The 11,843-nt window shown below is 58.7% G+C and carries 9 protein-coding genes; 3 read left to right on the top strand and 6 right to left on the bottom strand.

Translation table 11 applies throughout. From position 1 onward, the window contains the following. Window positions 1–43 precede the first annotated feature (43 nt). Genes DSD31_RS14030 through DSD31_RS14055 form a run of 6 tightly spaced genes read right to left on the bottom strand, consistent with a single transcriptional unit; the run spans window position 44 to window position 7,562 of the window. Window positions 44–1,480 (bottom strand): amino acid permease, encoded by a 1,437-nt coding sequence (locus tag DSD31_RS14030; RefSeq protein WP_071359373.1) that lies wholly within the window; start codon window positions 1,478–1,480, stop codon window positions 44–46. Between the two features lie 10 nt (window positions 1,481–1,490). Then, window positions 1,491–2,486, bottom strand: a complete 996-nt coding sequence (gene astE / locus DSD31_RS14035) for a succinylglutamate desuccinylase (protein ID WP_113991114.1) — start codon at window positions 2,484–2,486, stop codon at window positions 1,491–1,493. 10 nt (window positions 2,487–2,496) lie between these two features. After that, window positions 2,497–3,837, bottom strand: a complete 1,341-nt coding sequence (gene astB / locus DSD31_RS14040; RefSeq protein WP_104896223.1) for an N-succinylarginine dihydrolase — start codon at window positions 3,835–3,837, stop codon at window positions 2,497–2,499. Window positions 3,838–3,859: 22 nt separating this feature from the next. Next, the gene (gene astD, locus DSD31_RS14045) at window positions 3,860–5,326 is read right to left on the bottom strand and encodes a succinylglutamate-semialdehyde dehydrogenase (protein WP_004861363.1); all 1,467 of its coding nucleotides are present in this window, start codon (window positions 5,324–5,326) and stop codon (window positions 3,860–3,862) included. Beyond that, complete coding sequence (gene astA / locus DSD31_RS14050; protein ID WP_162786334.1) at window positions 5,317–6,339, bottom strand: arginine N-succinyltransferase; 1,023 nt, start codon at window positions 6,337–6,339, stop codon at window positions 5,317–5,319. The genes astD and astA overlap by 10 nt, the downstream gene beginning before the upstream one ends. Window positions 6,340–6,356: 17 nt before the next feature. After that, window positions 6,357–7,562 carry a bifunctional succinylornithine transaminase/acetylornithine transaminase gene (locus DSD31_RS14055; RefSeq protein WP_004861358.1) on the bottom strand — a complete coding sequence of 402 codons (1,206 nt, stop codon included), beginning with the start codon at window positions 7,560–7,562 and terminating at the stop codon, window positions 6,357–6,359. A 652-nt stretch (window positions 7,563–8,214) separates the two neighbouring features. On the opposite strand from DSD31_RS14055, the gene DSD31_RS14060 reads away from it, so the two are divergent. The 3 genes from DSD31_RS14060 to DSD31_RS14070 all read left to right on the top strand — a co-directional run bounded on the left by DSD31_RS14060 (window position 8,215) and on the right by DSD31_RS14070 (window position 11,816). Next, window positions 8,215–9,489, top strand: coding sequence for a Glu/Leu/Phe/Val family dehydrogenase (locus DSD31_RS14060; RefSeq protein ID WP_004861355.1), 1,275 nt, complete (start codon window positions 8,215–8,217; stop codon window positions 9,487–9,489). Between the two features lie 243 nt (window positions 9,490–9,732). Continuing rightward, window positions 9,733–10,164, top strand: coding sequence for a MarR family winged helix-turn-helix transcriptional regulator (locus tag DSD31_RS14065; protein WP_015584457.1), 432 nt, complete (start codon window positions 9,733–9,735; stop codon window positions 10,162–10,164). Then, window positions 10,164–11,816 (top strand): MFS transporter, encoded by a 1,653-nt coding sequence (locus tag DSD31_RS14070; protein ID WP_015584458.1) that lies wholly within the window; start codon window positions 10,164–10,166, stop codon window positions 11,814–11,816. Before DSD31_RS14065 ends, DSD31_RS14070 begins: the two co-directional genes overlap by 1 nt. Window positions 11,817–11,843: the final 27 nt, after the last annotated feature.

The raw sequence follows: 11,843 nt of genomic DNA on the forward strand, positions 1-11,843 counted from the left end.
CTAAAATGACGCCGACAGCAGACCCGCTGCTGTCGGCATTCGGTCAGGCGTTCAGCTTCTCCAGCTGCGTTTGCCCTTCCCGCTTCTGTTTTATCTTCCAGAACAGCCACAGCGCCACAAACCACAGCGGCGTCGCCATCAGCGCTTTCAGCGTATCCGGATCGAAGATCATGATAAAAATCGAGAAGGCGAAAAACAGCAGGCTGATCCAGCTCATGACAACCCCCGCCGGCATCTTAAAGGTCGATTGTTCATGCAGATCCGGACGCTTGTGGCGATACACCAGATAAGCCACCAGAATCATCCCCCAGCTGAATACCACCATAATCGCCGCCAGCGTCGACACAATGGTGAACAGCGTCATCACGTTCGGCACCAGGAACAGCAGCAGCGTGCCGCTGAGCATGCAGAAGCAGGAGAACAGCAGGCTACGCACCGGAATACGCGTGGTGCGCGACAGAATGCGGAACTGGCCGTGGGCATGTTTCTCTACCGACAGGCCGTACAGCATGCGGGTACTGGAGTAGACGCCGCTGTTGGCCGATGACATCGCCGAGGTCAGCGCGACAAAGTTAATCACCGCCGCCGCCGCAGGCAGCCCGGCATTAGCAAACAGCGTGACGAAGGGGCTGGCATCCGGCGAGACGCCAGGCCAGGAAGCCACGGCAATAATCACCACCATCGAGAGCAGATAAAAAATGATAATCCGCAGCGGCAGCGCGTTAATCGCCTTCGGCAAAATCTTCTGCGGATCGCGGGTTTCGGCGGTCATCGTGCCGAGCAGCTCAACTCCGGTAAAGGAGAAGATCGCTATCTGGAAACCGGCAAAGAAGCCGGTGACGCCGTGCGGCATAAACACCGTCGGGTCGGTGATGTGGTGCAACGAAGCTTTCACGCCATCAGGCGAAGTCCAGCCGGTCGCCACCATCCACGCGCCGGTGAGAATCAGCGCAATAATGGTAATGACCTTGATCAGCGCAAACCAGAATTCGGCCTCGCCGAACATTTTGACCGACAGCAAATTGAACAGGAACAGAATGCCGAGGGTGCTGAGCGCCGGCACCCAGGCTGACATCTCCGGAAACCAGTACTGCATATAGCTACCGCACACCACCACATCGGCGATACAGGTCACCACCCAGCTCAGCCAGTAGGTCCAGCCTAAATAGAAGCTGGCCTGCGGACCGAGATAATCGCCGACGAAATCGGCGAAAGAGCGGTAATCAAGCCGGGTGAGCAGCACCTCGCCCATAGCCCGCATCACCATATAGGTAAAAAAACCCACCAGGACATAAATCACGAGGATCGAGGTCCCCGCCACCGCAATATTTCTTCCCGCCCCCATGAACAGGCCGGTGCCGATAGCGCCGCCCAGCGCAATCATCTGAATGTGCCGGGCGCCAAGGCCGCGTTTGAGCTGCGACGGGCACTCCCCGTCGATGGCAGGATTCACCTGCCCCTCGCGTTGATGTTGAGTCATGTCGATTCCTTCAAGCAGGCAAAGAAAGGCATGGCGCGGCTGACTTCAGCAACAAACCGGCGCGTTGCCCGGTTGCCACTCCCGCATTCGGAAATAAGATGTACGGCGCGTGAGCCTGAACAACCCACGTTTTATCCGGCTGGCGGGCAATTTCATACCCGGCAGGCAGCGCGGTGAAGTTGTCAATTTTCGGGTCAAGGTTGAGCGTAAAATCGCTGTCGCTCTTGATGATGCTCTCCTGCACCAGAAAATAGTCCGCCGTCGCTTTGTCCCGTGCAGGCAGCGCAGCGTCGGCAATCAGTGCGCGCACCGCGGCGTCGGTCCCGGCAAACAGACGGAGGTCGTTTTCGCCAAAAGCCATCACTTTGCCCAGCTCCAGGGTGGCACTTTGCGCGCCGAATTTTTCGCTGGTGTAGTGCGTAAAGGTGCCGCCAGGTTCGGTATGACGCACGATGGCATCCATAGCGCTGGCCTGCAGCAGCGCGTAAAACCCGGCGTCATACTCTCCCTCGCGGGCCGGGAGCAGCGCAAACTGGCGGTAGCGCGAACCGCGTATCGCGGTATGCAAATCCAGATGTAGCCGACGCGCGTGGCCCTGGCGATCCGCGGTCGCAAAGAAGGCCGCGACCGCCCCCTCCAGCTCCGCCGCGCGCCGGGACTCATTCCCCGGTGCCACGGCGAGATGCCGCCCGCCAAACAGGCGGTTGAGGTCGTTATGCAAATAGCGGCGACCGGCGCGAATGGCAGGCAGATTGCCGAACACCAGCAGCAGCGCATGGCTGAGCGGCTGTTTACCCTCGCTCAGCGCCTGCATGATCTGCAGCAGGATCTCAATCGGCGCGGTTTCGTTGCCATGAATCCCCGCTGACACTACCGTAGCCTGGGTCCATGGCGTCTGCGGCAGCAGTTGCAGCACGCCATCGGCTAACCAGCTTGCCTCCATCGCCGCCGGAAAAGGCCAGCGGCTCAGCTTGCACTGGAGTAAATCATTGACTGTTTTTTCCATTCCCGGTCCCTTAGCGCTGGAAGTCATAGACCGAACCCAGACCTAAAATCTGCGTCAGTTCATCAAGGGCCTGGTAAACCTCGCTCAACAGCTGCGGGTCGCCGAGGTCACGGGCATGCAGACGGTCGCGGTAATGTTTTTCAACCCAGCCGGTCAACTGCTGATAGCGTTCGTCATTCATCAGGCTACGCGGATTCACCGCCGCCAGTTCGTCATGATTCAGCACGACGCGCAGGCGCAGGCACGCCGGGCCGCCGCCGTTACGCATGCTTTCACGCAGATCAAAGACCGCCACCTCGTTGATCGGCGAAGCGCCGCTGCTGACCAGTTCACTCAGGTACTGCCAGACATTACTGCGCTGGCGACACTCTTCCGGCACCACGATCAGCATCGTGCCATCCGCTTTACTGAGCAGCTGACTGTTGAACAGATAGGAGGCCACGGTATCATCGAGACTGACCTGCGCCTGGGGCACTTCGACGCTGGTAAACGGGATATCCAGCCGCGCGGTTTTTTCCCGCAGCGTGTCCAGCACCGCCTGCTGATTTAAAAAAGCATGCTGATGATGGAACAGCACGTGGCGGTTGCTGACCGAAATCACATCGTTATGGAACACCCCGTGGTCGATGGCCGCCGGATCCTGCTGGGCGAATACGGTATATTCCGGGTTCAGCCGATGCAGACGCGCAATCGCCTGGCTGGCTTCGAGGGTCTGACGGGCCGGATATTTCGCCGGCGCCACGCCGCCGCTGGCGCGCTTACCGTAGATAAAAAACTGTACCCCCTGGCGGTCATAGTCGGTGCAAAAGCGGTTATGGTTCGCCGCCCCTTCGTCGCCTAAATCGCCATGCTGCGCCAGCGCGTCGTGGTGGCTAAAACGGGTCTCATCGGCAAAGGTGGCGCGCAGAATCGACGCGGTCGTCGGCGCCTCCTGAGAACGATGCAGCTTGTTGTTCAGGTTGGCGACCGTGAAATGCAGCTTTCCGTCGGCGCTGTCGGCAGAAGGCGATACCGTGGCGGCGTTGGCGGTCCACATCGACGACGCGGAGCTAAATGCGGACAGTAGATGCGGCGCCTCGACGGCGGCCTGCTGAATCACCTGCCCATCGCTCCCCTGAAAGCCCAGTCCGCGCAGAGCGGAAATATTTGGCCGCGGCTGCGGCGGTAAAATGCCCTGAACGAAGCCTTTGTCGGCCAGGGTTTTCATTTTAAACAGCCCCTGCAGCGCCGCTTTCTTCGGGTTGGATAAGCCGTCGCGGTTGTTTTGCGAGGCTTCGTTGCCGACCGAAAGACCGGCGTAATGGTGCGTCGGCCCAACCAGGCCATCAAAATTAGCTTCAAAACCAGACATGGTGTCCTCACAGAATCCGTTATCAGAATGACAGGCCAGGCGAGAGGGTCGCCGGCAGCGTCAGCGTTTCGCTGACCAGGGAGGCCATTGGCCACGCGCAGTAATCGGCGGCATACCACGCCGAAGCGCGATGGTTGCCGGACGCTCCCACGCCGCCAAAAGGCGCTTTACTGGAGGCGCCGGTTAGCGGCTTGTTCCAGTTAACGATTCCGGCGCGTGCCTCGTCGGCAAACTGCTCAAACAGCGCCGGGTCGGCGGAAATGAGCCCCGCGGCCAGCCCATAACGGGTGTGGTTGGCAATGCGGATCGCCTCATCAAAGGTGTCATAGCGGATCACGGTCAACAGCGGACCAAAGTACTCTTCATCGGGAACATCCAGGCCGGTCACGTCGATAATACCCGGCGTTAAGAGCGTGGAGCGCGGGTCCGGCTGATGCAGGCGTAGCAGGACGTTGCCGCCCAGTTCTTCCAGTTTGTCCTGCGCCGCCAGCATCCCCTGCGCCGCCTGAAGAGAGATAACCCCTCCCATAAACGGCTGTGGTTCGGCGTCCCATTTTCCGCTGCGGATCCTCGCGCTGGCCTCAACCAGACGCTGCAGCAGCGCATCGCCTTCGGCGCCGCGTTTGACCAGCAGCCGGCGCGCGCAGGTGCAGCGCTGTCCGGCGGAGATAAAGGCGGATTGAATAATCACATTCAGCGCCGCATCGCTGTCGGTCACATCGGCGACGATCAGCGCGTTATTGCCGCCCATCTCCAGCGCCAGCATTTTCTCCGGCTGACCGCTGAGGTAGCGATGGAAATGGAATCCGGTAGAGGCGCTGCCGGTAAACAGCACGCCGTCGATATCCCGGTTTTCCAGCAACGCCTGGCCGGTCTCTTTCCCCCCCTGAATCAGGTTGATAACGCCGTCCGGGATCCCGGCCTGCAGCCACAGCTTCACCGTCAGTTCGGCGGTGGCGGGCGTCAGTTCGCTCGGCTTAAACACCACGGTATTCCCGGCAATCAGCGCCGGAATAATGTGTCCGTTCGGCAGGTGACCGGGAAAATTGTAGGGGCCAAAAACGGCCATCACGCCGTGCGGCTTATGGCGCAGCAGCGCTTTACCGTCCGGCATCGCGGTTTCGCGCTGGCCGGTACGCTCGCTGTAGGCTTCTATCGAGATGCCCGCTTTCCCCATCATCGCCTGCACTTCGGTGCGGGTTTCCCACAGCGGCTTGCTGGTTTCCCGGGAGATAAGCGTCGCCAGCGCCTCTTTTTGCGCTTCCAGCAGGGCGGCAAACCGCTGAACGCAGGCGATGCGCTCCGCCAGCGGTCGGTGGGACCAGGCATAGAATGCGCCGCGCGCTGCCGCGCAGGCGGCCTGCACCTCCGCCGCACCGGCGCTGGGCGCCTGCCACAGGACGGATTGATCTTCCGGAGCCAGTTTGGTCAGCGTTGCGCCGCTCCCCTGCTGCCACTGCCCTGCGATTAACTGTGCATTTATCGCCATGATATTCTTGCCTCCGGATGTAAAGTCACCGCATGAACCCGGTCGGTTTCATTCACCGCCAGTGCGTCCAGCGCGGCCTGATTAAGTTGCGATTGATCGTCCGGCGATATCAATACCGCACGGAACTGTTCGAACTGGTTGTTGGCGACGATAAGCGGCGACGACCGCTCCGTCATCAGCTGCATGGCCGGAATAAACTGGCTCTCGCTGATTGCCCTGATGGCGTCGGTTTCAGCTTCCAGTACCGGGCCGGCATCAAAAATATCGACCGAACCGCGCCAGCTGAATCCCTCTTTCTCCAGAATCGCCCGCGCCGGCGAGGTATTGGCATGCACCTGGCCGATCGCTTCGCGGGCGTCATCCGGCAGCAGCGACACGTAAATCGGGTACGCCGGCATCAGTTCGGCAATAAAGGTTTTCATTCCCGTACCGGTCAGCCGGTCGGCATCGGCAAACGGAATGTCGAAAAAGTGATGGCCCAGCGCGTCCCAGAAGGGGGAATTGCCCTGCTCATCGCTGCGCCCGCGTAATTCTGCAAACAGATGCGGTGAAAACAGCTCTCTGAAGGCGGCGATAAACAGGAAGCGCGCCTTCGACAGAAACAGACCATTACGGTTTTTCTGATATTCCGGGTCCAGGAACAGCGTGCACAGCTCGCTGTGTCCGGTGTGGTCGTAGCTGAGATTCAGCAATTCCTGATTTTTATAGACCCCCAGCTCTTTCGAGGCGCGGACGGTACGCTGCAGGCGAAAATTATAAAAGGGCTCGTCGAGGCCCACGGCGACTTCAATGGCGCTGACCCCCACGACCCGCGCCAGGCGGGTATCTTCCAGCACAAAGAGAAAGCCCTGCTGGCCGCGCGGCAGCTTACCGGCAAAGGTCTCGACGCTGCGCTGGATCCGCGCGGCCAGCCGCGCGGGGTCGTTGGGTAACGAGGTCATACCGACTCCCGCCCGCGACGCGAGGCGGATAATATCGTTGAGGTCATCTTCCCGAACGGGACGAAATAGCATCATAAACCGTCCCCCGATTAGCGCGTCAGGCGGGCGACGGCGCGTTCAAGGCGCACGAAAGCGTCCTCAATGTCCGCCAGCGGAATATTGAGCGCCGGAGCAAAGCGCAGGACATCCGGACCGGCAATCAGCGCAATGACGCCCTCTTCCGCGGCCAGATTGGTCAGGGTTTTAGCCTGGCCGCGCAGATGGCTGGCCAGCTCTGCGCCGATCAACAGCCCCTTACCGCGTACCGCGCTGAAGAGATCGTAGCGAGCGTTCAGCGCGTTCAGCTTCTCGACGATGAGGTCATGACGCCGGGCGACGCCGGCCAGCAGTGGGTCATCCAGCTGGGCCAGAACGGTGTTGGCGACCGTCGCCGCCAGCGGATTGCCGCCGAACGTGGTGCCGTGGGTGCCCGGCTGGAAAACCTGAGCCCAGGCCTCTTTGGCCAGCATCGCCCCAATCGGGAAACCGCCGCCGAGTCCTTTCGCGCTGGTGAGAATATCCGGAACCACGTTGTAGTGCTGGTAGGCATACAGCGTGCCGGTACGTCCGGCACCGGTCTGGACCTCATCAAAAATCAGCGCAGCATCGTGCTGGTCGCACAGTTCGCGCAGCGCCTGCAGGAACGCCGGGTCGGCAGGCATCACGCCGCCTTCGCCGATAATCGGCTCGACGATCACCGCGCAGGTGCGGTCCGATATTGCCGCTTTGACCGCCGCGATATCGTTATAGGGCAGATGGGTAATATCCTGCGGCAGCGGCGCATAATCGCATGAGTATTTCGGCTGCCCGCCGACCGTCACGGTAAACAGCGTGCGGCCGTGGAATGCATTCTGGAAGGCGATAATTTCGCTTTTGTCCGCGCCAGACTTATCGTGGGCATATTTACGCGCCAGTTTCAGCGCCGCTTCATTGGCTTCCGCCCCGGAGTTACAGAAGAACACCTTATCGGCAAAGGTCGATTCCACCAGCGTTTTCGCCAGCTGCAGCACCGGCTCATTGGTATAGCCGTTGCCGATATGCCAGAGGTTATCAAGCTGAGATTTCAGCGCCGCAACCAGCGCCGGATGGGTGTGCCCGAGAGAGTTAACGGCAATGCCGCCCGCTAAATCGATATATTCTTTACCCTGCTGATCCCAGACTTTCGAGCCCGCCGCCTTCACTGGAATAAAGGGCGCAGGGGCAAAACAGGGAACCATGTAAGAATTAAAATCTTCACGAGTCATAGAGCCTGACATAACAATTCTCCGGAACGATTATTGGCATTATTCAGTGGGCCAATCATGGTGAGTCGACATTAACAATTCCCCGATCCCTGTTTTACTGGCGAACGAGCCCGTTGCGATGAAGATATATTCACCACAATAAAACAAAGCCTTTTTATATTTATGGGTATTTGTTAACTCTCGGTTAATACCTTGTGCATTGCGTGCTCTCATGCTGGGCCCTGTCGCGTGACAAAGTCAATACCAGCACCATCATTTTATTCACTTTTTGAAGATCATCAAGATAATGATAAATATGAAAAAATTATTTTACTATTCACCATATTGCATAAAATATGCATATAAATGCACAGCATGATCCCGTTTTTGGCTGCGTAGTTATGCAATCGAAAAACCAAATTTCTAACAAAAATTTAAAATTCGGAATACCCGTCAAATACCGGTTTATAAAATTGGTGATAACATTCATTGCACAGAGTTTACTGCTGTGTACCCTGAATCATTCGGGTTGCAGGAAGGCGGCGACGCAGGGGATCCCCAGGGCTTACTGAAGTGAATGACTGGGGTGAACGAGGAAAGCCAACGTTCATGCGGCTTGAAGTATGACGGGTAGAAATATTCCACGGTTTCACACGACATAAATAACACTAAGAACAGGACTCTTATGGAAAAGTTATCTTACGCATCTGAAAGTAGTACATCTCCATGGACAACCTACCTGCGCCAGATCGACCGCGTCGCGCCTTACCTGGGCGATCTCGCCTACTGGGTGGAAACTCTGCGTCACCCGAAACGCGCGCTGATTGTCGACATTCCGGTGCAGATGGATGATGGCACTATCCGTCACTTTGAAGGTTACCGCGTACAGCACAATCTATCGCGTGGACCGGGTAAAGGTGGTGTTCGCTACCATCCAGACGTTGACCTGAACGAAGTGATGGCGCTTTCTGCCTGGATGACCATTAAGTGCGCCGCGGTCAATATTCCTTACGGCGGCGCCAAAGGCGGCGTGCGCGTTGACCCGTTCAGCCTGTCAGAAGGCGAGCTGGAGCGTCTGACCCGCCGCTATACCAGCGAAATCGGTCTGATTATCGGGCCGCAGAAAGATATTCCGGCCCCGGACGTCGGCACCAACGGTAAAGTAATGGCGTGGATGATGGATACCTATTCCATGAACCATGGCACCACGATTACCGGCGTGGTGACCGGCAAGCCGATTCACCTCGGCGGTTCGCTGGGACGTGAAAAAGCGACTGGTCGCGGCGTCTTTATTACCGGCCGTGAAGTCGCCGGCCGTTCCGGAATTGAAATTGAAGGCGCGAAAGTGGCGCTGCAAGGTTTTGGTAACGTCGGTAGCGAAGCCGCTCGTCTGTTCGCCGAAGTAGGCGCGCGGATCGTGGTGATTCAGGACCACACCGCCACCCTGTATAACGAAGGGGGCATTGATATGGCCGCCCTGACCGCATGGCAGGCTGAGAAGAAGCAGATTGCCGGTTTCCCGGGCGCCCGTGAAATCGACAAAGATGCCTTCTGGACCACCCAGATGGACATTCTGATCCCCGCCGCGCTGGAAGGCCAGATCACGCGCGAGCGCGCAGAAAAACTGACCTGTAAGCTGGTGCTGGAAGGGGCGAACGGCCCGACCTATCCGGAAGCGGATGATGTCCTTGCCGAACGCGGTGTCGTCGTGGTTCCTGACGTTATCTGTAACGCCGGCGGCGTGACCGTCAGCTACTTTGAATGGGTCCAGGATATGGCGAGCTTCTTCTGGAGCGAAGAAGAGATCAACGCCAAGATGGACCGCATCATGACTGACGCGATCATTCACGTTTGCGAGAAGGCCGCAGACAAAGAGTGCTCTCTGCGTACCGCAGCCTATATCGTCGCCTGTGAACGCATTCTGATGGCGCGTAAAGATCGCGGTATCTACCCAGGCTAAGATGCAGCGCCCCCCGCCCGGGCTATCGCCCGGGCTTTTTTTTGTCCACGCCAGGCCATCCCACCGGTAGCGCCCTTCTCGGTTCGTTCTTCCCCCCTGCACGTCAGCGTGTCAGGTATTCCCCCTGCTAAGCGCACGTAGCGTTAACAACTTTTTAGCATCTGCCCTTGAATTTGGCTTTCCATCAGGAATAGAATCGTTAGAGCTCTAATGATTTTGTCATGTACTGATGCGAAGAAGACTATGGATAACCGGCAGCTTACCTTTTCCCATCTGTTGTATCTCACGGCCCACCACTGGCGGCTGGCGGTCAATCGCCGCCTGAAAGACCTCGGTATGAGTCAGGCCAGCTGGGTCGCGGTTGCTGCCATTGCCCGCAACGCCGACCCGCTGTCGCAAATTGAGCTGGCCCAGGAGCTGGGCGTGGAAAGCGCCACCATCGTTCCGCTGGTCAATCGCCTTGTCGGGCTGGGGCTGGTCGAGCGCGTTATCACCGAGCGCGATAAACGCAAACGGCTGCTGGTCGCCACGGAAAAGGGTCTTGAGGTCTATCACCAGGTCAAAACCGTGGCGGACGCCCTGCGCGAAGAGATCCTCAGTTCCATCACCGCCGAGGAGCGCGAGCGCACTCAGCGGGTACTGGAAACCCTGCTGCGCGAGCTGGAGAAAAAATAATGCCGCGCCGCGAGAGTAATCCCTATCGCCCTCATGACTGGGCGCCGCACGAGAAACCCGCGCTGCTCGGCTCGCCGTCAACGCCGATTCACAGCCCCCCGAAACGCATCGCCTATGGCATCGTCGGGCTGCTGGTGTGCCTGACCGGCGCGCTGGGTAATGCGGTGGTGACCGCCAACCTGCAAAACCTGCAGGGGACATTTGCCGCGTGGTCCACGGAGATCGCCTGGCTGCCCGCGGTGTACGTGATGACCAACGTGTCGATTAACCTGCTGCTGGTGAAATTCCGCCAGCAGTTCGGCCTGCGCGCCTTTACCGAAGGCTTCCTGGTGCTCTACGTGCTGGTGACCTTTTTCCACCTCTTCGTCAACGATCTCAGCTCGGCGATGATGGTTCGCGCCGCCCACGGCATGGTGGCGGCCGCCCTCAGTTCTTTGGGTATCTATTATCAGGTGCAGGCGTGGCCCGCTCGCCACCGCCTGAAAGCGTTGACGATTGGCATTACCGGCTCCTCGCTGGCGATCCCCATTGCCCGCCTGTTCTCCACCGAACTGTTACAGCTTGACGAATGGCGCGGACTCTACTTCTTCGAACTGGGGCTGGCACTCATATCCCTGGCCTGCGTTATCGTGCTGAAGCTGCCGCCCAGCGATCGGAAAAAGGTGTTCGAGAAAAAGGATTTCATTACCTTCATGTTGCTGGCGCCCGGCATGGCGCTGGTCTGCGCCGTCCTGTCGCTGGGCCGTCTCGACTGGTGGTTTGAAGCCCCGTGGATTGGCTGGTCGCTGGCGGGCGCGGTGGTGTTAATTGTCTCGGCCATTGTTTTTGAGCACAACCGAAGCAACCCGCTGCTCAATACGCAGTGGCTCTCCAGCGGCAGTATCCTGCGTCTGGGGCTGATTATGCTGCTTATTCGCATTGTGCTGGCGGAGCAAAACACCGGGGTTATCGGCTGGCTACAGTACGCGGGGCTGCAAAACGAACAGATGGGCACGCTGGCCTGGTCAATTTTCGCCGGTATCCTCAGCGGGATTATCGCCAGCTGTCTGACCCTCAATCCGCAGCGGCTCTACTGGCCGATCGCCACCGCGCTGACCTGCATCATGCTAGCCTCGCTGCTCGACAGTCAGTCCACCATCCTGACTCGCCCGGAGCAGCTGATGTTCAGCCAGTTTTTACTCGGTTTCGGCAGCGCCTTTTTCCTCGCTCCGGCCATGCTCGCCGGGATCGGCGGGGTCATTGCCGACCCGCGCAACCTGGTGAGTTTTTCGGTGCTGTTTGGGATGAGCCAGAATATCGGCGGCCTGCTGGGTTCGGCTATTCTCGGGACCTTCCAGACCTGGCGGGAGAAGTTCCACTCCAGCCAGCTGGCCGACCAGCTGACCACTCTGAACCCGTTAATTACCGAGCGCCTGCAGCAATACAGCCAGCTGTACCAAAGCCAGATCGGCGACAGTACCCTGCTGAACGTCCAGGCCAGCACGCTGCTGCAAAACGCCTCGACGCTGCAGGCCAATATTCTTGCCTACAATGACACCTATCTTCTGACCGCGGCGATTTCCGCCGGGACGCTGATCTGGGTGTTCTGGCGATTGATAAGACTGCGTATTACCGCCCGTATCGCGTTGCAACGCGCGACGGGCAGCAAATAACACTGATAATTTTTCTCTGGAGTCGTT

Source organism: Klebsiella sp. X13, from assembly GCF_003323835.1.
GTDB classification, from domain to species: Bacteria; Pseudomonadota; Gammaproteobacteria; order Enterobacterales; family Enterobacteriaceae; genus Klebsiella; species Klebsiella ornithinolytica.

What these genes read in the sequence shown, in the direction of transcription:
- DSD31_RS14030 (WP_071359373.1), bottom strand. Translation starts at nt 1,480, where the DNA reads ATGACTCAACATCAACGCGAGGGGCAGGTGAATCCTGCCATCGACGGG.
- astE (WP_113991114.1), bottom strand. Translation starts at nt 2,486, where the DNA reads ATGGAAAAAACAGTCAATGATTTACTCCAGTGCAAGCTGAGCCGCTGG.
- astB (WP_104896223.1), bottom strand. Translation starts at nt 3,837, where the DNA reads ATGTCTGGTTTTGAAGCTAATTTTGATGGCCTGGTTGGGCCGACGCAC.
- astD (WP_004861363.1), bottom strand. Translation starts at nt 5,326, where the DNA reads ATGGCGATAAATGCACAGTTAATCGCAGGGCAGTGGCAGCAGGGGAGC.
- astA (WP_162786334.1), bottom strand. Translation starts at nt 6,339, where the DNA reads ATGCTATTTCGTCCCGTTCGGGAAGATGACCTCAACGATATTATCCGC.
- DSD31_RS14055 (WP_004861358.1), bottom strand. Translation starts at nt 7,562, where the DNA reads ATGTCAGGCTCTATGACTCGTGAAGATTTTAATTCTTACATGGTTCCC.
- DSD31_RS14060 (WP_004861355.1), top strand. Translation starts at nt 8,215, where the DNA reads ATGGAAAAGTTATCTTACGCATCTGAAAGTAGTACATCTCCATGGACA.
- DSD31_RS14065 (WP_015584457.1), top strand. Translation starts at nt 9,733, where the DNA reads ATGGATAACCGGCAGCTTACCTTTTCCCATCTGTTGTATCTCACGGCC.
- DSD31_RS14070 (WP_015584458.1), top strand. Translation starts at nt 10,164, where the DNA reads ATGCCGCGCCGCGAGAGTAATCCCTATCGCCCTCATGACTGGGCGCCG.